At 76.3% G+C, this 20,951-nt stretch carries 17 protein-coding genes; 8 read left to right on the forward strand and 9 right to left on the reverse strand.

The window, feature by feature from the left end:
* Positions 1-49: 49 nt before the first annotated feature.
* From ABT014_RS16295 to ABT014_RS16335, 9 genes are all read right to left on the reverse strand, one after another.
* Positions 50-445, reverse strand: coding sequence for a cell division protein SepF (locus ABT014_RS16295; RefSeq protein WP_350639415.1), 396 nt, complete (start codon positions 443-445; stop codon positions 50-52).
* 269 nt (positions 446-714) lie between these two features.
* Complete coding sequence (locus ABT014_RS16300) at positions 715-1,230, reverse strand: DinB family protein (protein WP_350639416.1); 516 nt, start codon at positions 1,228-1,230, stop codon at positions 715-717.
* A gap of 225 nt (positions 1,231-1,455) precedes the next feature.
* A complete protein-coding gene (locus ABT014_RS16305; protein WP_350639417.1) occupies positions 1,456-2,196 on the reverse strand; it encodes a TVP38/TMEM64 family protein in 741 nt (246 codons plus the stop codon).
* Between the two features lie 9 nt (positions 2,197-2,205).
* Complete coding sequence (locus tag ABT014_RS16310; RefSeq protein ID WP_350639418.1) at positions 2,206-3,171, reverse strand: deoxyribonuclease IV; 966 nt, start codon at positions 3,169-3,171, stop codon at positions 2,206-2,208.
* 46 nt (positions 3,172-3,217) lie between these two features.
* A complete protein-coding gene (locus tag ABT014_RS16315) occupies positions 3,218-4,537 on the reverse strand; it encodes a hypothetical protein (RefSeq protein ID WP_350639419.1) in 1,320 nt (439 codons plus the stop codon).
* Positions 4,534-9,735 (reverse strand): hypothetical protein, encoded by a 5,202-nt coding sequence (locus ABT014_RS16320; protein ID WP_350639420.1) that lies wholly within the window; start codon positions 9,733-9,735, stop codon positions 4,534-4,536. The genes ABT014_RS16315 and ABT014_RS16320 overlap by 4 nt, the downstream gene beginning before the upstream one ends.
* A gap of 35 nt (positions 9,736-9,770) precedes the next feature.
* A complete protein-coding gene (locus ABT014_RS16325; RefSeq protein ID WP_350639421.1) occupies positions 9,771-11,837 on the reverse strand; it encodes a CHAT domain-containing protein in 2,067 nt (688 codons plus the stop codon).
* A 16-nt stretch (positions 11,838-11,853) separates the two neighbouring features.
* A complete protein-coding gene (locus ABT014_RS16330) occupies positions 11,854-12,408 on the reverse strand; it encodes a hypothetical protein (RefSeq protein ID WP_350639422.1) in 555 nt (184 codons plus the stop codon).
* A gap of 117 nt (positions 12,409-12,525) precedes the next feature.
* On the reverse strand, positions 12,526-13,743 hold the full coding sequence (locus ABT014_RS16335) for an MFS transporter (RefSeq protein WP_502894984.1): 1,218 nt from the start codon (positions 13,741-13,743) through the stop codon (positions 12,526-12,528).
* Positions 13,744-13,831: 88 nt separating this feature from the next.
* On the opposite strand from ABT014_RS16335, the gene ABT014_RS16340 reads away from it, so the two are divergent.
* The 8 genes from ABT014_RS16340 (at position 13,832) to ABT014_RS16375 (ending at position 20,930) form a co-directional block, all read left to right on the forward strand.
* On the forward strand, positions 13,832-15,028 hold the full coding sequence (locus ABT014_RS16340; RefSeq protein ID WP_350639424.1) for an ROK family transcriptional regulator: 1,197 nt from the start codon (positions 13,832-13,834) through the stop codon (positions 15,026-15,028).
* A 134-nt stretch (positions 15,029-15,162) separates the two neighbouring features.
* The gene (locus ABT014_RS16345; RefSeq protein ID WP_350639425.1) at positions 15,163-15,579 is read left to right on the forward strand and encodes a TOBE domain-containing protein; all 417 of its coding nucleotides are present in this window, start codon (positions 15,163-15,165) and stop codon (positions 15,577-15,579) included.
* Between the two features lie 55 nt (positions 15,580-15,634).
* Entirely contained in the window at positions 15,635-16,336 is a 702-nt protein-coding gene (locus tag ABT014_RS16350; RefSeq protein ID WP_350639426.1) for a glycerophosphodiester phosphodiesterase, read from the forward strand.
* Positions 16,333-17,484 (forward strand): winged helix DNA-binding domain-containing protein, encoded by a 1,152-nt coding sequence (locus ABT014_RS16355; protein ID WP_350639427.1) that lies wholly within the window; start codon positions 16,333-16,335, stop codon positions 17,482-17,484. Before ABT014_RS16350 ends, ABT014_RS16355 begins: the two co-directional genes overlap by 4 nt.
* Before the next feature lie 124 nt (positions 17,485-17,608).
* Positions 17,609-18,724, forward strand: a complete 1,116-nt coding sequence (locus ABT014_RS16360; protein WP_350639428.1) for an AI-2E family transporter — start codon at positions 17,609-17,611, stop codon at positions 18,722-18,724.
* A gap of 56 nt (positions 18,725-18,780) precedes the next feature.
* The gene (locus ABT014_RS16365; RefSeq protein ID WP_350639429.1) at positions 18,781-19,356 is read left to right on the forward strand and encodes a GNAT family N-acetyltransferase; all 576 of its coding nucleotides are present in this window, start codon (positions 18,781-18,783) and stop codon (positions 19,354-19,356) included.
* Positions 19,353-19,919, forward strand: a complete 567-nt coding sequence (locus ABT014_RS16370; RefSeq protein WP_350639430.1) for a flavoprotein — start codon at positions 19,353-19,355, stop codon at positions 19,917-19,919. The genes ABT014_RS16365 and ABT014_RS16370 overlap by 4 nt, the downstream gene beginning before the upstream one ends.
* 54 nt (positions 19,920-19,973) lie before the next feature.
* Complete coding sequence (locus ABT014_RS16375; protein WP_350639431.1) at positions 19,974-20,930, forward strand: alpha/beta hydrolase; 957 nt, start codon at positions 19,974-19,976, stop codon at positions 20,928-20,930.
* The last annotated feature ends 21 nt before the right edge of the window (positions 20,931-20,951 follow it).

Raw genomic sequence — 20,951 nt, forward strand, 5'->3', positions numbered from 1 at the left:
GAAAACCGGGGACGGCATGGGTGCCGTCCCCGGTGCGGAGGGAGGTGCGTCAGCTCTGGTTGTAGAAGCCGGTGTCGTCGAGCGGCCGGTCGATCACGGTGACCTCGACGTCGGCCGGGGTGAGCAGGAAGACCCGGCGGGCGATCCGCTCGATGCCGCCGCGGGTGCCGAAGATCAGGCCGGAGGCGAAGTCGACCATCCGCTTGGCCTCGGGCTCGCTCATCTCGGTCAGGTCCATCACCACCGGGACGCTGGCCCGGATGTGCTCGCCCACGGTGCGGGCGGACTCGAAGCCGGTCGGGCGCAGCGAGACGATCTTCGCCGGCGCGGGTGCGACGTTCTGCAGCGTCTCCTCGCTGTCCCACGAATCCTCGTACACCGGAGCGGGGTAGTGTCCGGAGGGCATCAGCCACCCGTTGTGGTGCTCGTCGCGAAGTGCTCCCATGCCGCGCCTCCCTGTCCCGTCCCGTACGCGTCCCCCGGGTGAGCGTGCCTTCCTGACACGTCATCCACTTGTTGGAACTGTCCGAGTATCGCATTGATCACCGGTCCGGTGCCCGCTCGCGACCGCCGGACGGGTTGTGGCGAGCAGGAAATCCGTGATGGACCGGATGATTCAAGCGACGCCGCAGGTCCTTCGGTGGTTGCGCGCGTAGACCATATCGGTGTGCGTCAGGCCTTGGTTGACTGTCTGTCAACAATCGTGTAACGGGTTCACTCGCCGGTGGCGCCGTCGATCCGCTCGCGGAGCAGATCGGCGTGCCCGTTGTGGCGCGCGTACTCCTCGATCATGTGGACCAGGATCCAGCGCAGGGTGATCTCCTCGCCGCGGCGCAGCGTCTTGCCGGGCGTCTCCAGCGGCCGGCCGACGGCCGCGGTCCTGGCCAGGGCGATCTGCTCGTGCCAGGCGCCGAGGTCGGCGGCCACGTCGGCGTCGGCGATGCCGTCGAAGTCGCCGTCCGGGTTCTCCTTGGTCCAGTACAGGCCCCGCTCGCCGAGGTCGACGCCGTCCAGCACGGCCTGGAACCAGTACTGCTCGACCTCGGTCATGTGCCGGACCAGCCCGAGCAGGGACAGGTTCGACGGGTCGACCGAGCGCTCGCGCAGCTGATCGTCGGTCAGGCCCTCGCACTTCAGGGCGAGGGTGGCGCGGTGGAAGTCGAGCCAGGAGTGCAGCATCGTGCTCTCGTCGGCGGCGAACGGGGGATCGATCCGGGAAGTCGTCGTCATGGCGGCCATGATGCTCGCCCGTCCCCGACCCGGCCAGCAATTTAGCGGCGTCGGCCCGGAGTGTGTACGACCCGCGCCGGTTGCCCCTACGCCGGCCCCCGCACGGACCGGGCCGACCGGCCGCGCTGGTGCCCTCCGGTCACCGGCCGTGGGTGGTGGCGTTCGGCGCGCTGGCGGTCGTCGACACCGCGATCCTGTGGCGGCTCGGCGAGTGGCACCCCTCGGTCAGACGGTGGCCCCCGGGACCGGTACGGCCTCCGGGACCGGTCCAGGCTCCGGTACGGCCGCCGGCAGCGGCGCGCGGCGGGCGGCCACCCGGGCCCGCCAGAGCGTCACCAGGCTGACCAGGCACATCAGTACGATCACGCCCGCCGAGATCAGGAAGGCCGGGGAGCTCGGCGAGCCCGCGCTCGCCCCCGCCACCACGTACGCGGCGGTGCCCGGCGCCACCCCGATCAGGGTGGCCCAGGTGTACGGCCACAGTCGCACCCCGGAGAGCGCGCAGACGTAGTTCGCGGGCTGGAACGGGACCCCGGGGACGATCCGCAGCAGCAGCACGGTGCCGAACCCGCGCTCGGTGAGCCGGCGGTCGAACGCGGCGAGCGGCCGGGCCCGGAGCATCGGCCGCAGTGCGTCGCGGCCGAGCCCGCGGCCGAGCCAGAAGGCGAGCACGGCGCCGAGCGTGGTGGCGACCACGGCCATGGTCAGGCCCTCGGCGATGCCGAGCAGCAGGCCGGCGGCGGCGTTCAGGGCCGGCTTGGGCACGAACGCCAGTGTGCCGACCGCGTACACCAGCACGGCGATCGGCAGCCGCCACGGGCCCGCCGCGTGCGAGATCACCGCCGTCGGGTCCCAGAGCAGCAGCGAGCCGGCCAGCGCGGCGAGGATCACCACCAGCAGGGCGAGACGCGTCCGGGCCGGGCGGTCGAGCGCGGGCAGGGCGGGGAGCCGGGGGAGCTTGGGCACCCGGTGAGCCTAACCAGCGGCCCCGCGGGCGGCTGCGGCGAGGTCGGCCGCCGGGGTGCGGGGGCCGGGCAGCGGGGTGCGCAGACCCTTCAGCCGGGCGATGTCCGCGGCATGCCGGGCCCCCTCGACGCGGTCGGGGTCGTGCCGGCCGTCCGGCGTCTCGATGATCAGCGGGACGCCGGCCGTCGCCGGGTGCGCCAGCAGCTCCCCGAACGGTCCGGCGCCGATGTGCCCGGCGCCGATGTTCTCGTGCCGGTCCTTGCGGGCCCCGGCCACGTCCTTGGAGTCGTTGGCGTGGATCAGCCGCAGGCGTCCCGGTCCGACGGCCGCCACCAGTTCGTCCAGCATCGCGGCCACCCCGCCGGGGGCGGCCAGGTCGTGCCCGGCCGCGAAGGCGTGGCAGGTGTCGAGACAGACCCCCAGCTTCGGGTGGTGCCCCAGCGCCTCGCCGTACGCGGCCAGGTCCCCCATCCGCGCGCACAGCGAGCTGCCCTGCCCGGCGGTCGGCTCCAGCAGCAGCCAGGGCGCGTCCGGGCCCAGGTCGTCCAGCTCCGCCAGCAGCGGCAGCAGGTCGGCCCGCACCTGGGCCAGCGCCCCGGCCCGGCCGCCGTCGCACAGCGCCGAACCGGTGTGCACCACCACGCCCAGCGCGCCGATCGCGTGCGCCCGCAGCAGCGAGTGCCGCAGCGACTGCACCGACCGCTCGCGGGTGGAGGCCGACCCGGAGCCGAAGTTGATCAGGTACGGCGCGTGCACGTACGCCGGGATGCCGCGCCGGGCGCACTCCTCCCGGAAGGCCTCGTCCTGCGCGGGGTTCCCGGCCGGCGTGGCCCAGCCCCGCGGATTGGCCACGAAGACCTGCACCGCCTCCGCCCCCACCCGCTCCGCGTAGGCCAGCCCCGTCCCGGCCAGCCCCCGCCCGGCGACGGGGACGTGGGCACCGATCGGATTGCGGGGGGCGGCTGCGGCGGTCATCCGCCGAGCATCGCACGCCGGCCGGGGAGGGCGGGAATCCTCGACCTCAGCCGGCCGCGGCAGCGCCGCCGAGTTGCTGCCAGAGCAGCTCGTCGCGCTGCGCGTCGAGCGCGTCACTGTCGGGCTCCAGCGGCCGCGGGCCGCGCTGCCGGTGGGCGGCGTGCTGGTCCAGCACCCGGCGGGTGACCGTCGGGCGCTGCCGCTCGCGGTAGCGCGCGAAGTCGTCGGCGAACGCCAGGGCGCAGGCGGCGGCCAGGATCACCGGCTGCTGCTGGGGGAGGGCGTCCCCGGCCAGCAGCGCGCCCGCCACCCGCCGGCCGGCGACCGCGGTGTCGCCCGTACGGAACAGTGCCCGCAGGGGCTGCCCGCCGAGCCGGGCGAGCGGTTCGCCGAGCACGGCCCCGGTGAACCGGCCGGTGGACGGAAGGGCGGGGTGGGCGGCGGACCCGGAGTGCCAACGGTCGCGGACGGTCTCGGCCTCCGCCGTCAGGTCGAGGGTCTCCAGCGCGTCGACGGCGAGCGCGACCCGGGCCTCGGACCGGGGGTAGCCCGCCGGAGCGGGCAGGTCGGGGCCGACGGTGACGAGATCGACGAGTGCGGCCGCGTAGGCCGGCCCGAGCGCGAGCACCCCGTACACGTCGGCGAACGCCTCGTGCAGCACCGACCGCCAGTACCGGGCGCCGGGCGTGTGCGCGCCGAAGGCGTCGTCGACCAGCGCCCCCACGGGGCCGTGCAGGCCCAGGTCGGCCAGCACCACGTGGCCCACCTCGTGCGCGACGAAGCCGACCTCGGGCAGGTGGCCCAGCTGGAACCACGGGAGGCCGATCAACGGCACCGGCAGGACGCGTAGCGCCTGCGCCAGGTGCTCCGCGGACGGTGCGTGCGGCCGGCCCCCGTCCACGCCGGCGAAGGCGGCGCCGCGGACCTGGGCGAACGGCACGGCGGACGGCGCCAGGTGGATCAGTGGCGGTTCGACCGGGAGCACCTCGCCCGCGCAGGCGGCGGTGACCGCGCGGAGCGCGGGCTCGTAGCAGGCCCAGGCCACGTCGTCGGCGAACCCGAGGAAGTCGCGGGTGAACGGCAGGAGCCTCGGTGCGAGCCGGTCGCGGAAGTGGCCCCAGAGCTGGTGCAGTCCGACGATCCGGGACTCGGCGGCGCCCCGGTCGACCCCCGGGCCGCCGCCCTCCGCCTCCAGCCGCGCCAGCGCCGCCCCGAGCGGCCGGGTGACCGCGCCGACCGCGGAGTGGAGTTCGGGCAGCGGGCCGTCCGGTGCGGTCGTCCGGTGCCAGTGCTCGAACTCGTCCCGCAGACCCTCGCGTTTGGCGGCCAGTGCGGCGTCGAGGCGCTCGTCGCGCGAGGGGCTCACTCCGGCACTCCCAGCGGCACCAGCAGGTCGGGTGGCAGGTGGCTGAAGAGCGCGGGCAGTACCTCCGGCGTGCTCCCGTCGGCGGGCCGGGAGATCCGCGCGGTCGCGTTCGCCAGCTGCCGCCAGGCCCTGCGCGGGGAATTGCCCGCCAGGCTCGCGGCGACGTCGAGCGGCGCCCCGCCCGCCCCGCCGTTCGCGTCCGCCCGGAACGGGCCGAGCGCGAGGACCGCCGCGGCCCGCCCGTCGGCCAGCAGCCGGTGGGCCAGCTCGTTGCGGAGCAGGAGTTGCCGCGCCCGTTCGGTCGGCGGTCCGACCGGCGGCACCTCCAGCACGATCAACGGCTGACGCCCGACCAGGAAGCCCCCCAGCAGGTCGCACAGTTCCTCCGCGAGGACCGGGGGCCGGCGCTCGGCCGCGAGATCGACCGCGGCGGCCCCGCGGACCGCGACCATCGGCCCCCGGACGTGCACCAGGTCGGCCGGCCGTCGGGCCGCGGGACCGGCCTCCTCCAGGTAGTCGCGGTCGCCCACCCCCAGGAGTTCCCAATCCGCGCTCCGGTACTGCGACCAGGGCTCGGGTCCGTACTCGGAGCGGCTGGCGCGGAGCGTGCGGTCGGAGCCGTGCAGGAACAGCACCCGGCCGGGCCGGTCAGGGCGCAGCCCGCGGAGCCGGTTCCCGAGGTCGACCAGGGGCGATCCGCCTCCTGCGGCCGGAACGCGCAGGGCGGCGTCCCGGTCGGGGGCGAGCAGGTGGTGCTCCAGGCTGCGGGCGAGCCGTGCGGTGCCGTCCGGTCCGAGCTCCGGGCGGGCGAACTCCGCCGCCCGGAGGATCCAGCGGTCGGAGAAGGCCCGCGGGCCGTCCCGGTACACGTACCGCACGCCCCGGCGGCGGGCGAGCGGGGCGTGCCCCAGCGTGCCGTCCTCCCAGGGCAGCCTGGCGAGCAGTGGCTGGTCGCCGACGGCCAGTCGGACATCGGCGCCGCGGCGGCCGATCGTCGCGGCGAACAGTCCGTACGCGGCCATGGCCGCCACCGGCGCGGCGGCCGCCGCGGCACCGACCAGCAGGGCGACCAGCAGGGGCCGGTCGATCGTGCTCAGCATCCGGCCCACCAGCTGGGGCAGGTCCGACACCGCCGCGGGGTCCGGGTCGGCCGCCAGCAACTGGTCCAGCCGCTGTTCGCGGACGGTGGTCGGCTGCGACCTGGTGCGACCGTTCGGTCCGACGACGGTGATGGCGAGTTCGTGGTCGGCGGGCCGGTGGGTGTGGTTGTCGATGCGGACGGTGATCTCGCGGCCGAGCTCGGCCCCCGGACCGCTGACCGCCGCCGACGGGGCCGGGTCCGGTGGGGCCGCGGCCGTGACCAGGTGCTCCGGCACGTGGCGTTCGGAGTACCGCAAGGCCCGCCGCACCCGCGGTGCGGACGCCGCACCGCGCCCCCTGCGGGGAGGGATCGAGCCGGGGAGCGCCGCGTGCGCCCGGTTGAGCAGGGCGGACGGTCGGGGGATGTCCGCCAGCAGGTCCAGGGCCCGCTGCGCCTGGTCCGGGCCGCCGCCCGTCTCCGCCCCGATCACCAGCAACTCCGCGGCGGGCACCGGGTTGTCGGGGTAGGCCGCGAGCAGCGTCCCGACCTCCTCGTCGGTGACCTCCGCGGCCAGCCCGAGCCTGGCCAGGGCCGCGGCCCGGTCGCGCAGCACGAGCGGTTCCCCGGCCAGCAGGACCTCGGCGCACCGGTTCAGCAGCTCGGCAGCCTGCCGGCGCCGCCCGCCCAGGCGCAGCAGTTCCACCAGGGTGAGTCCGAGTGCGGCGTCGTCGGGCCCGGTCACCGGCAAGGGGCGCGGCGCGTCCTGGCCCAGCGCCCGCCAGAGCGGCTCGGTCTGCCCGTCCTGCCAGGGGCCGGGGCAGCGGGCGAGCCCGGTCAGCGCGGCCAGCCGGGCCGAGGCCCCGGGGACGGGGGCGAGTGCGCGGACGAGGTCCGCGAGGTGCGCGTCGCGGTGCTCCGCGCCTTGCAGGGCGAGACCGGCCAGCGCCGCCCGGCCCAGCAGGGCCGCGGAACCGGACCGGCGGGTGACCTCGCGCACGGTCCGGAAGAGGTCGTCACGCTCGCCGTCGGACGGGTCGGCGGCCTCCGCCGAGGCGAGCAGCCAGTCGGTGTGCAGGGCCGTTGCGGCGCGGGTCGCGCCCCGCCGGGCGGCTTCGCCGAGTTCCTTGCGGGCCGCCTGCCGGTCGCCGACCAGCCGCAGTTGCAGCTCGGCGAGCCGGACCTGACGGTGGGCCAGGGCCAGGTCGTCGTGCCGCCGCAGCGGGTCCCAGGCGCGGATCGCCGCCGCGGTGTCGCCGACCGCGGCGGCCGCCGCGGCCTCGGTCTCGCACGCGGTCACGACGGCGTCGGCGAAGCCGGGGTGCGCCGCGGGCGGGCGGTCGGACCGGGCACGGGCGAGCCGGGCCGCCTCGCGCGGGCGGCGCAGGGCGAGCAGGGCGCCGACGGCGGCGGCCGCGGCCGCCGAGCGCTGTCCGGGCGGCACCTCGGGGGCCCGGACGGCCGCTCGGGAGACCTCGACGGCCTGCTCGAACGCGCCGCCGGCCAGGCGGATCCGCCCGAGCTGCGCCCATCCCGGTCCCGGCGGGTGCAGGATGCGCCCCCAGTCCTCGGCGAGGTCGACCCGGCCGGCCTCGAGGACGGCGGTCACGGCGGCCTCGGCCACCGCCCCGGCCCGGTCCGGGTCGCGGTCGAGCCCGTCCTGGTAGGCCGCCGTGAGCAGGGCGTTGACGCTCTCCAGGCGGCCCGTGCGCAGAGCGTTCCGGGCGAACAGCACCAGCGGCGCGGTCGGGAGGGACAGGAGTGACGAGAGCGCGGGCCACTGCGTCGCCGGGTCCGCGGCGAGCCAGGCGCCGGCCCGCACGACCACGTCGTCGAAGAGCGAGGGGTCCTCGATCCGCAGCGCGGCCTCGGCCGTCAGCGTCAGGCAGAGCTCCCGCGCGCGAGCGTCGAACAGGGCGCCGGCGAGCTCCTCGGCACGCAGCACCGAGCTCAGGACGGCCCGCCAGCTGCTGCGGTCGCCACCGAGCGCCGCCCGGTGCGCGGCCCCGGCGAGTACGAGGTGGGCCTCGCCGAGCACCAGTCGGGGGGCCGCTTCCACGCGCTCGGACCGCGCCGTACCGGCTTCCTCGCCGAAGCCGTCGCCCAGCAGCTCGCGCGCCACGTGCACGGCCCACTCGGGCCGGCCCGCGGAGTCGGCATCGGCGACTGCCGCCCGCCAAGCGGTCAGGATGTCTTCCTGATCCCCGAGGTGCACGTGGTGGTAGAGCTCCTCGACCCGCCAGAGCGGCCAGTTCCACCGGTCCTCCTCGGACAGCCGGTGGTAGTAGGCCGCCGCGTCCCGGTGCAGCAGGCGGTGAACGGCATGGTCGGCGATCAGCCGGCGCAGCGGCTCGCGGACGGCGGGGTGGACGACCACCGAGTGCGGTACCTGCTCGTCCCAGTGCAGCCACGAGACATCGGAGGCGTAGGCCGTCAGGTCGTCCCACAGCTCCCGCAGGCCGTCCTCGGCGGTCGGCAGGCCCGGGTCCTGGGGGAGGAAGATCTGCCGGCGCAGGACGGGCCGCCGGTCCAGCTCGGGCCGGTCGTCGTCGCCCTCCGCCCGGAGTGCCCGGGCCAGTCGCGGTGCCATCACGTCGCGCAGGAACTCGAAGGTCAGGCGGCGCGGTACGACCCCGTAGCGCAGGATCCACCGCAGCCGGTCGTCCTCGATGCGTTCGAGCACCCGGTCGATCGCGTAGAGCAGCCCCGGCCCGTGCTCGGTGACGACCTGGTCGGGGGTCAGCCGGGGTGCCAGATCGGCGTAGAGCGCGAGCGTGAACGGCAGTCCGCCGGACGCCCGGACGATGGCTGCGCGCAGCCGTTCGTCCCGGACGGCGCGCACCTCGCCGAGGTAGCGGTCCGCCTCCTCGTCCGTGAACGCGTCGAGGCGCAGCGGGGGCATGCCCTCGGTCACCGTCGCCAGGCCGGGGGCCTTCTCGGCGGGCTCGTAGCGGCCGGACAGCACCAGGCGGACCGAGGGCACGGCGTCCAGGATCCGCCGGAGCAGGCCGCCGAGGGCACGGGCCCCGCCGGAGGTCCGGAGGGCGAGCTCCTCCAGCGTGTCGAGGATCAGGACGACGGGCCGCTCGGTGGCGGCCTCGTGCAGGACGGTGGCGAACCGGGACTCGACCTCGGCGGCGGTGGCGGCCGGGTCGCCGAGACCCACGAGCGCCGCCCGGCCGGGGCGCTCCGGCTCGTCCGCGTCGGGCGGGTCGAGCGCACCGTCGAACTCGGCGACCGAGCTGAGGAATTCGTGGAACGGGGAGCCGGGCAGCTGGCGGTCGAGCTGTCCGGCGAACTCCGCCAGGAGCAGCCAGGGATGGGCGTCGACCTGGACCGCGTCCACGGTGTCGAAATCGACCCGGGCGCACGGCACGGGGGGCCGGAGCTCCATGCAGTGGCGGGCCGTGAACCAGTTGAGCAGCATGGTCTTCCCGGTGCCGGCCGTCGCCCAGAGCCGGAGCAGCCGGGGCTCGCCGTCCTCCAGCAGCCGCAGCAGCGGGGCCTCGGCGGCCGGCCGTGCGAGGTAGCGGGCCGAGCGGTTGTGGGCCATCCGCCACAGGTCCCGCGCGCGCAGGCGGAGCGCGGCCGCCTGCCGGGCCCGGGCCAGCGGGCCGCTCACCAGGAAGGCGCGGGCGTCCTCGCTCACCACCTCCACCAGGTCCTGGCCGCGGGCGAGGTCGTACCCGGCGTCGGCCGCGGCGAACTCGGTCTCGAACAGCCGCAGGGCCTCGGTTGGATCGGACAGCAGGAGTTGCCGCAGCTCGTCCACCGGCTGCCCCAGCGTGCGGTAGTGGTCGGCCAGCGCCCGTGCCAGGGTGAGGAGTTCGTCGTCGACGGCGACGGGCGCGGCCTCGGGCAGGGAGCCGCCCCACCAGCTCTCCCAGGCCGCCTGCCGCAGTGGTGCGGCGATCCGGAACCCGCCGTCGGTCTGCGGGACGTGCTCGACCTGCCGGCGCTCCAGCAGGTGGAGCAGCGGTGGCCCGCCGGGCGGGCACAGCAGGGTGTCGAACAGCTCGGGGCCGAAGCGCGGCACGGTGGCGCACCGCCGCAGGGTGGCCCTGACCCCGGCGGGCAGGGCGTCGAACAGCGCGCGGTCGAGGCGGTGACCGCCGGCCAACCATCCGAGGAGTGCTGCGTTCCGACCGCCCGCGCTCACGGCGCCTCCCCCTGCGTGGCGTCCAGCATGCCGTCGGCGAAGTGCTCGGCCTGGAGCAGCATGGTCGGCCCCAGTTGGGCCCGGGTGCCGTCGAGCATCGCGCCGAACCTGCGGATCCACTCCGCCCGGCCGCGCCGGCGCCCGTCCGCGGCGCCCGCCTCGTCGCGGACCGACCACGCCACCCGGTACTCCGAGAACACGTGCGCCGCCTCGTCGGGGGCGAACGGTCCGACCTCGATCCGCTGGTCGGTGCGCCGCAGCAGGTCCTCGCTCAGCCTGGCCCGCTCGCCCGCCCGGGAGTCCTCGACGACCACCAGGGCGAGCGGTCCGGCCGCGTCCCTGCGCACCGGGCCGAGCAGCAGGGGGCCGAACCGCTGGGCGAGCGCGCCCTCCTCCAGACCCTCCAACTGGTCCAGCACGATGGTCAGCCGGGACGGCAGCGCGATCGTGCGGAGGGCCTCGTGCAGGTCCGCGAACAGCCGGTCGGCGGCGGAACCGGGCCAGACCGCGTCGGCCTCCGGCTCCCAGGGGCCGAGATCGTCCGGCTGCCACGGCGGTCCCGCGGGCGGTTCCAGGCCGCGGCGCCGGTGCTGCAGTTGATGGGCGAACCGGTCGAGCGGATCGGCGGAGCCGTCGCCGACCTCCACCCGGACCCGCGCGCACAGGTGGCGCACGGCGTCCAGCCAGTTCAGGGTCCGGCCCTGCGAGGTGAAGTCGACGTGGGTGGTCCTGCCCCCGTTCAGGTGCCAGCTCAGCAGGCAGCTTCTGACCAGGACGGTCTTGCCCGTCCCGGCCTGCCCGCGGACCACGGTCAGGCCGCTCGGCCCGAGCGGTTGCGCCCAGCCGGGCCCGCCCAGGAGCGTGCGGCGGGCGGCCGTCCGGTCGACCATCAGGTCCAGCCTGGTCTCCTCCACCGCGAAGAGCTCGGCGGCCTGTTTGCGGTCCGCCCCCGGCTCCCGGTGCAGGATCCGGTCCGGCAGTGCGGCGAGGGTGAGGCGGGGGAGGGCCGGGTCCGGCCGGTCGAGGCCGTCGGGCTGCTGGGCGACCACCCGCCGGGCCTGCCACAGCGCCTCGTCCACCGGCTCCTCCTCGGCCAGGGCGCGGTAGAAAGCGCCGGCGAACCGAGCCGCCCCGTCCGAGGCCACCTCGCCCTGCATGGTGACCAGGGCTCCGGCGCCGAGCCGCAGGAACGCTTCGGCCACCCTGCTCGAGCCCGTCCCGACCAGTGCTCCGGGGCTGCTGTGGCAGGAGTTGAGGACGACCAGCCGCGGCGGCGAGTCGGGCGGGAACTGCAGCGCCACCTGCTCCCCGAGCAGGTTCCAGGGCGGTGCGCACGGCGGCCGGAACTGCAGCACGACATCGTCGTAGAGGTCGGCGCCGCTGTGGCCGATGAAGTGCAGGACGTGGGGGCGCAGGACCTCCACCCGGTCGAAGAACTGCTCGCCGGTGGGGCCGCGGACCACCTCGACGTGCCACTCCCCGGGGTGCCGGCGCAGTGCCGACTGGATGGCCTCGATCTCCTCCTCGGCCCGCAGCGCCTGGTCCTCCGGGCTGCCGACGGCGACCAGGACGCGCAGCGGACGCTGCAACGGCACGGTCGGCCGGGGCCAGGGCCACTCCACCGCACGGGACAGCCGGAAGCGGTGCGGCTGTCCGGCGCGCCGGTCGGGCAGCAGTTGGAGGAGCTCCCACGGGAGGTCGGCCAGCGCGGGATCGTGCGACTCGATCAGGGTTCGGACCGGGGGGTCGGTCGGCTCGGCGGTGCTCACCGCCTCCTGCCACACGGCCATCGCACCGGTCGACTCCAGCATGCTGTGCAGCAGGTCGCGGGTGCGGCGGGCACGGTCCCGGTCGTAGCCGGCCCCGCCGAGCAGGGCCTTGGCGCTCTCGACGTCCTCGGCGGTCCAGCGCGCCTGCGACGACCCTGCGGCGGGCAGCCGGCCGGACCGGCGGGGCCGGGGCGGGCGGGCGCCCTGCTGCTCGGTGGGCATCGCGTCCTCGAAGATCTCGACCGGATGGCCGGTGCCGTCGGCAGGGCCGACCCGCACGACGACGAAGCGCATGGGCGGCTCCATCGCGTCAGCTGCGTCCCTCGACCATCGCGAGGACCGCCCGTTCGAGGTCCGCCATGGCGGTGGCGGCGACCGTGGACGACGCACCGCGCGCACCGTAGGCCTCCGGCGGCACACCCTGGGCCGACCCGGCCGGCTGCGCCGCGCGCTCCTCGGCGGCCCGGGAGCGGATCAGCGCGACCACGTTGTCGAGGGTGACCGCGGCCTCCGTCCCGGCCTGGGCCTCGGCCCTGGCCGCGGCCGTGTCGGCCCGGGCGGTCTGCACCTGCGACCGCTGCACGGCGGTGCCGAACACCATCCCGGCCGCGGCGAACACGATCGCCTCGACGCCCGAGAACAGGAACACCAGGCGGTCCCAGTTCAGGTCCGCGCGGTGCGCGGCGAGGAACCCGACCAGCACGCAGTAGCCCGCGAGCACCAGGGCGGCGAAGATCAGCTGCGTCGGGCCCGGTCCGCCCGCCGTCCCCGCCCCCGTCGCCCGTACCCGTTGCGTGCCCGCACCGCGACGCGGTCTGCGCGCGCCGCCGGCCAGCTCCGTGACCCCGCCCGCCTGGTCGGCCATCTCCCACCCCTCCCGGTGCGGCTCCAGGATGCCAGGTCGCCTTCGGCGGTGTGCGAGATCAAGCAGACTTCGACAGAACGCGATTGACGTGACGTCAGATCCGGGCCCGGCGGTGGCTCAGGCGGCCGGCTCCAGCCCCGGCACCTGCTCGCGCTGCGCCGGGCGGCGGTGCCGCAGGGCGCCCGCGCTCGGGACCAGGGCCGCCGCCAGTACGGCGACCACCGCGAACGAGACGGTGAGCGAGCTGGCCTGGGCGATCCCGCCGACGATCGCGGGGGCGACCAGGCCGGAGGTGTAGGTGATGGTGGCGACGCCGGCGATCGACCGGCTCGGGTTGCTGCCGGCGCGCCCGGCGGCCGCGAAGGCGAGCGGGACGACCACGGCGATCCCGATGCCGATCAGCGCGAAGCCGGGGATGGCCACGTACGGCGTCCCGGCGAGCACCACCAGCAGGCCGCCGACCGCCGCGGTGGCGCCGCCCAGCCGGACGGTGCGCACCGGCCCCAGCCGGCGCACCACCGCGTCGCCGGCCAGCCGGGCCACCGCCATGGTGGCCGCGAACGCGGAGTAGCAGGCCGCCGCCGTCCCGGCCGAGGAGCCGGTGACGTCGCGCAGGTAGACGCCGCTCCAGTCCATCGAGGCGCCCTCCGCGAAGACCGCGCAGAAGCCGACCAGCCCGATGGTCAGGGCGGCCCGGGGTGGCAGGGTGAAGCGCGGCGGAGCCTCCTCGTCGGCGGCCGGCCGGACGTCCAGCAGCCCCGCGCAGACCGGTTGCGCCAGCAGCGCGAGGACCGCCGCGGTGACGGCGAACTGGACGCGGGCGTCGGTCTGCTGGTGGGCGGCGAGCACGCCGAAGCCGGAGGCGACCAGGCCGCCCAGGCTCCACATGCCGTGCAGGCCGGACATGATCGACCGGCCGAGCCGCTCCTCCACCTCCACGCCCTGGGCGTTCATCGCCACGTCCGCCATCCCGGCGGTGGCGCCGTACACGAAGAGCGCGAGGCAGAGCGTCACCAGGTTGGGCGCCAGCGCCGGCAGGGCGAGCGACAGGCACCAGAGCGTCAGCAGCCAGCGCACCGCGGCGCGCTCCCCGTACCGGTGCACGATCCGCCCGGCCAGGGGCATCGCCAGCGAGGCGCCGACGGCGGGCAGCACCAGGGCGAGGCCGAGCCGGCCGGGGCTGAGCCCCAGGTGGTCCTGGATCCACGGGATGCGGGTGACGAAGGTGCCGGTGACGGCCCCGTGCACGGCGAACACCAGGGCGATGCTCACCCTGGCGCGCCGGACGTCCTTCACCCGCGGTCCTCCCGGTCCTCCTGGCGGCTGCTGTCCCATGCCGGGCCCTCCCCGTGGTCGACTGCCCGATGTCCGATAAATTATCAGGAAGGGATCCTGATAGAAACCTCTGGAAGGATGCAGCTTCATGACCACCGCGCGTACGGCCACGCCGAGCACCGCCCGCGCCATCAACGACCGGCTCGCCCTCGACCTGCTGCTGGAACGGGGGCCGCTGACCGCGTCCGAGCTGCGCGCACTGACCGGCCTCTCCCGGCCGACCGTCGCCGACCTGCTGGAACGCCTCCAGCGGGCCGGACTGGTCACCCCCGCGGGCGAGAGCGCCCAGCTGCGCCGCGGGCCGAACGCCCGGCTGTACGCCCTGGCCGCCGACCGGGCCCACCTGGCCGCCATCGACGTCCGCGCCACCGGGATCACCCTGGTGGTCGCCGACCTCACCGGCCGGACCCTGGCCACCGCGTCCGTCCCGGCCGGCCCCGACGACCAGGACCTGGCCGGCCGCACCGTCGAGGCCCTGCTCGGGGCCGCCGCCGAGGCCGGCGCCGAACGGCTGCACACCGTCGCGGTCGGCGCCCCCGGCCTGGTCGACCCGGCCACCGGCGAGCTGGGCAACTCCGGCGGCCTGCCGCGCTGGCACACCGAACTGCTGGCCGCGCTGCGCTCCAGCTCCGGCGTCGCCACCCTCGAGGCCGCCGAGGTGATCCTGGAGAACGAGGTCAACCTCGCCGGCATCGCCGAGCACCGGATCGGCGCCGCCGCCGACCGCGACACCTTCGCCCTGCTCTGGCTCGGCCACGGCACCGGCGCCGCCGTGGTGCTGGACGGACGGCTGCGCCGCGGCGCCTCCGGCGGCACCGGCGAGATCGGCTTCCTGCCGGTGCCCGGCACGGCCGTGCTGCCCAGCTCCACCGGGTGCGAGGGCGGCTACCACTCGCTGGTCGGCAGCGCCGCCGTGGGCGAGCTGGCGCTGCGCCACGGGCTCGCGCTGGACGGCGAGGCCGGCCCGGTGCGCCGCGCCGAGCTGGTGCTGCGCGCCGCGGTACGGGACGGCGCCGACGCCTTCCTGGACGAGCTCGCCGAACGGATCGCGATCGGCGCCTCGGCGATCTGCGTGGTGCTCGACCCGGGCTGCGTGGTGCTCGGCGGCGAACTCGGCCTGGCCGGCGGGGCCGACCTGGCCGCCCGGGTGGAACGCCGGCTGGCCGCGCTCTCCCCGCTGCGCACCGAGGTCCGGGTCGGCACCGCGGGCGGCGGCGCGGTGCTCGCGGGCGCCGTCCTCACGGCGGGCGACGCGGCCCGGCGGGACCTGTTCGGCGGCGAATGAGGCCGCCGGGGCGCCCGCTCCCGTGCCCGCCCGGCGCGGCTGCGCCGCCGCCGAGGTGACGGCGCGTCGCCCCGCCGGGCCCCGGTAGGGCAGGATGGCGGCGACAGTCCGCCGAGCACGCCAGGAGCACACCCATGGCCCAGCCCCACCGGCCGGTCCACCCGTACCGCATCGGCGAGGCCGCCGCGATGCTCGGTGTCAGCGCCGACACCATGCGCCGCTGGGTGGACGCCGGCCGGGTCGCCGCCGAACGCGACGAGCACGGCCACCGGATCATCCCGGGCGCCCAGCTCGCCTCCTTCGCCCGCGAACTCGCCAAGCCGGAGACCGCCGCGGCCGAAGGGCGTCCGTCCTCGGCCCGCAACCGCTTCCCCGGCATCGTCACGGACGTGGTGCTCGGGGACGTCGCCGCGCAGGTGGAGATCCAGGCCGGCCCGTTCCGGGTGGTCTCGCTGATCAGCCGCGACTCCGCCGAGGAGCTCGGCCTGGTGCCCGGCGCCCCCGCGATCGCGGTGATCAAGTCGACCAACGTCGTGATCGAACGCGCCTGAACCCCGACCGTCCCGGACCGGGCGGCCCACCCGCGACCCGAGAGAGGCCCCGCCGATGAGCCGCGTGCTCGCCGTCGCCCACCGCGGCGACCCCTTCCGCCACCGTGAGAACACCCTCGCCTCCGTGGGCTCCGCCTTCGCCGCCGGCGCCGACGCGGTCGAGGTGGACGTCCAGCTGACCCGGGACGGCGTGCCGGTGCTGCTGCACGACCGGACCCTGGAGCGGCTCTGGGGCGACCCGCGCCCGATCGACCGGGTCACCCTCGACCAGCTCGCCGACCTCGGCGCCCCCGGCCTGCGGGTGCCCACCCTCACCGAGGCGCTCAAGACCGCCGCCGAGTCCCCGGCCGGCCGGCTGATGATCGACCTGGACGACGCCGGACCGGCGGCCGCCGCCTGGCAGGCCGTCACCGCGCTCGGCGCCGAGAGCCGGGTGGCCTTCTGCGGCTCGGCCACCGCCATGCTGGCTGTCCGCGCGCTCGCCCCGGACGCCGAGCTGGCCCTCACCTGGAAGCAGCCCCGGCTGCCCGGCGGCGCCCTGCTGGCCGACCTGCGCCCGCGCTGGATCAACCCGCCGTTCGGCCTGGTCGACCAGGCGTTCACCGGCGCCGCGCACCAGGCCGGGCTGGAGGTCTCCACCTGGACCGTCGACCTGCGCCGCACGGTGCGCCGGATGCTGCGGGCCGGGGTCGACTCGATCACCTCCAACCGGGTCTCCCTGTTGCGCGCCGAACTCGACCGCGCAGCATCCCGGTGACCCGCGGCCCGGTGGCCGGCGGCCCGGTGACCGGCAGTCCGGTGGCCGGCGGCCCGGCGACCGGCCGGGAACTCGACCCGCGCGCCCTCGGCCGCGCCCTGCTGGCCCGCCAGCACCTGCTGGAGCGCACCGACCTCGCACCCGCCGAGCTGGTCCGACACCTGGTCGGCCTGCAGGCGCAGGCCGCGCCCGAACCGCCGTACCTCGGACTGCTCTCCCGGCTCGACGGCTTCCGGCCCGAGCAGCTGAGCCGGCTGATCGAGGACCGCGAGGTGGTCCGGATCGGCCTCCAGCGCGGCACCATCCACCTGGTCACCGCCGAGGACTGCCTCGCGCTGCGCCCGCTGCTGCAGCCGGTCCTGGACCGCGGCCTGGCCGGGAACTGGGCCAAGCGGCTGCCCGGCGTGGACCTGGACGCGGTCGCGGCCGCCGCCCGCGAGCTGGTCGAGCAGCAGCCGCTGACCTTCCAGCTGCTCGGCGCCCTGCTGGCCGAGCGCTTCCCCGCGGGCGACCCGGCCGCGCTCGCCCAGGTGGCCCGCGCCCGGCTGCCGCTGGTGCAGGTCCCGCCGCGCGGGATCTGGGGCCGCAGCGGCCCGGCCGCGCACACCACCGCCGAGCACTGGCTCGGCCGCCCGCTCGACCGCGAACCGTCCCTGGACGCCCTGGTGCTGCGCTACCTGGCGGCGTTCGGCCCGGCCACCGCGGCGGACGTCGGCAAGTGGAGCGGCCTGACCGGTCTCGGCCCGGTGCTGGCCCGGCTGGCGCCCGACCTGGTGCTGTTCCGGGACGGCCGCGGCCGCACCCTGTACGACCTGCCGCACGCCCCGCGCCCGGACCGCTCGGTGCCCGCGCCCGTCCGGCTGCTCGCGCCGTTCGACAACCTGCTGCTCTCGCACGCCGACCGCGGCCGGGTGCTCCCGGAGGAGTACCGGCCCCGGATCATGACGGTGAACGGCATCGTGCTGGGCGCCCTGCTGCTGGACGGGCTGGTGGCCGGGTCCTGGCGGATCGACGGCGGGGTGCTGCGGGTGCTGGCCTTCGGGCGGCCCGGCCGGGCCGAGCTGGCGGGGATCGAGGCGGAGGGGGCCCGGGTGCTCGCCTTCACCGGCGACCAGGGCGGCCGGGTGGCGGTGGAGCAGGACGCCTGACCGGGGCCTGACCGGCCCGACCGGCCCGCACGCCGGACGCGCCCGGACCGGACCTTTCGGACATTCCGTCAGATCATATGCTGGGATGGGTCGGTCAGCAGCGGCCGGCCGGGCGGAGGCGGGAATGTCGGTGGAGCCCACGCCCCCCGGGCCGGCGGACGACCGCCGCCGGCCCTACCAGTCGCTGCCCCCCGCGGTACGGACGGCCGCCGCGTGGTCCACCGCCGTGATCCTCTTCATCACCGTCGCCGCCCTCGTGGTGTACGCCTTCGTCGCCCTGCGCGCCGCCACCATCCCGATGATCGTGGCCCTGCTCGGCACCGCCCTGCTCCAACCGGTGATGCCCTGGCTGGTCCGCCGCGGCCTCGGGCGCGGCCTGGCCGCCGGCCTGACCTGCGCCGTCCTGGTGGCCGCGGTCTGCACCGTGCTGGCACTGCTCACCAACTCGCTGGTGCACAGCGCCGGGCAGATCGGCGACTCGCTGGAACAGGCCGGCCACCAGCTCGCCGCCTGGCTCGGCCCCGCCGGGACGCGGCTGCAACGGGCCGTCACCGACTCGGCCGGCTCCGGCGGCGCGGCCGGCGGCTCGCTGGTCAACTCGCTGGCCGGCGGCGTGCTCTCCGGCCTCGGCGTCGCCGTCCAGCTGGTCACCGGCGGCGTGCTGGCGCTGGCCCTGGTCTTCTTCTTCCTCCGGGACGGCCACCGCACCGCCGACCTGGTCCGCTCGGTGGTCCCCGCTGAACGCGCCGAACTCGTCGTCGCCTGCGGGCAGCAGGCCTTCGCGGCGATGGCCGGCTTCATGCGCGGCACCACGCTGATCGCCCTGATCGACGCCGTCTTCATCACCGTCGGCCTGCTGGTGCTCGGCGTCCCCGGCGCGGCGGGCCTGGGCGCGCTGGTCTTCCTCGGCGCCTTCGTCCCGTTCATCGGCGCCTTCCTGTCCGGCACCGTCGCCGTGCTGGTCGCGCTCGCCGACGGCGGCCTCAGCATCGCGCTGTGGGCGCTCGGCGTGGTGCTGGCCGTCCAGATGGTCGAGGGCAACGTGCTCCAGCCGCTGATCCAGAGCCGGACGGTCGAACTGCACCCGGCCACCATCATGTTCGCGGTGGTCGCCGGCGCCGGGATCGCCGGCATCATCGGCGCCCTGCTGGCCGTCCCGATCTGCGCGGCCGCCCTCGGCGTGGTCGGCGTGCTGCGCGGCGGCGGCACGCCCCGCCGCCTCGGCAGCCGCCGCGACTGACCGCCCGGCCGCAATTGCCTTGCGGCGCCCGGGCCCGGGGGAGTACCACTGGCCGCATGATTCGAGGCGAGAAGGTCGGACTCCGGGCCCGCACCGAGGCGGACGTCCCCGTGCTGCACACCGAGCTGTACGAGGACGTGCTCGGACGTTCCCGGGGCGACTCCCGCCCCTGGCGGCCGGTCGCCGCCGGCCCGCACTCGCCGTTCGCCCCGGGCGGCCCCGAGGAGCGCGCCGCGGTCTTCTCCGTGGTCGAGCTGGCCACCGGCGACCTGGCCGGCGAGGCCGTCCTGTGGGGCATCGACGAGCACAACCGGGTCGGCCACCTCGGCCTCGCGCTCCGGCCCGCCGCCCGCGGCCGGGGCCTGGGCACCGACGTGGTCCGGGCGCTCTGCGAGTACGGCTTCGCCGTCCGCGGCCTGCAGCGCCTGGGCATCGAGACGCTCGTGGACAACCCCGCCATGCGCGGCGCCGCGCTGCGGGCCGGCTTCACCCAGGAGGGCATCCTGCGGCGCTCCGCCTGGGTCTACGGCGAGTTCCTCGACGAGGTGCTGTTCGGCCTGCTGGCCGAGGAGTGGCAGGCCGGGGAGTCGCTGGCCGAGCAGCGGCGGGACGAGCAGCGGCGGAGCCGGTGAGCGGCGGCGACGGCGGGGCGGGCCCGTTCCTGTACGTGGTGGTCTGCGCCGCCGGGGTGGCCGCCGGCGTCGGCGAACTGATCGACGCCGCGCACACCGAGGGCTGGCGGGTCGGCGTGGTGGCCACCCCCACCGCGCTGGGCTTCCTCGACCTGCCGGCGGTCGAACGGCGGACCGGCTTCCCGGTCCGCTCGGCGCTGCGCCGTCCGGGCGAACCCAAGCCGCTGCCCCCGGCCGACGCCGTCCTCGCCTCGCCCGCCACCTTCAACACGGTCAACAAGTGGGCCGCCGGGATCAGCGACACCCTCGCCCTCGGCATCCTCTGCGAGGCCCCCGGCCTGGGCACCCCCACCGCCGTCCAGCCCTGCCTGAACGCGGCCCAGGCCGCCCACCCGGCCTACCCCGCCAGCCTGGCGGTGCTGCGCTCGATGGGGGTGCTGATCGGCGGTCAGCCACCGATGGGCGGCAAGGAGATCGGCGGCGCGAACGCCTTCGACTGGACCGGCCCGCTCGCCCTGCTGCGGCCGACCCTCGCCACGCACCTCCACCGGCCCGAACGGTAGGGTCGGACCCGTCACGGCGGCGCGGCACGGAACCAGATGGGTGCGGACCAGAGCATGGAGTTTCGGACGGACATCCTCGGCGAGCCCTACCAGGCCGTCGAGCTCCCCCTGCGGCCCGACGAGGAGGGGGCGGTCAGCGCCACCCTGGTCCGCCGTACGGTGCCCGGCGCCAAGCAGGCCGTGCTCTACGTCCACGGCTACGTGGACTACTTCTTCCAGACCCACCTGGCCGACCACTTCACCGCGGCGGGCTACTCCTTCTACGCCCTCGACCTGCGCAAGTACGGCCGCTCGCTGAAGGCGCACCAGTCGCCGAACTTCGTCCGCGACCTGACCGCCTACGACGAGGAGCTGGACGAGGCCGTCCGGATCATCCGCGAGGTCGACGGCCACACCCGGCTGCTGGTCAACGGACACTCCACCGGCGGCCTGATCACCGCCCTGTGGGCTGGCCGGCGCGCCGGCCGCGGCCTGATCGACGGGCTGTTCCTCAACAGCCCGTTCCTCGCCATGCCCGCCGCCCCCGCCGTGCGCACCCTCGGCGCCCCCGCCGTGGACGCGCTCGGCCGGCTGGCCGGCACCCGCAAACTGCCCTCCTCGCTCAACCCGCACTACGTCCACAGCCTGCACCGCGACCACCGCGGCAGCTGGGACTTCGACCTCACCCTCAAGCCCGCCGAAGGCTTCCCGCTCTACGCGGGCTGGCTCGCCGCCATCCAGCGCGGCCACCGCCAGGTCCGGCACGGCCTGGCCATCGACTGCCCGGTCCTGCTGATGGCCTCCACCGCCAGCACCAGCACCAACCGCTGGGACCCGGCCCTGCACCGCACGGACGCCGTGCTGCGGGCCGACGACATCGCCGCGCTCGGCCCCCGGCTCGGCCGCAACGTCACCGTGGTGCGGATCGAGGGCGGCATGCACGACCTGGTGCTCTCCGGCGACCAGGCCAGGGCCCAGGTCTTCACCGAGCTCGACCGCTGGCTCACCGCCTACCTGCCCGCCCCCGCGTGAGCCCGGCCGCCGAGGAACCGC

Source organism: Kitasatospora sp. NPDC094015, assembly GCF_040304075.1.
GTDB lineage: Bacteria > Actinomycetota > Actinomycetes > Streptomycetales > Streptomycetaceae > Kitasatospora.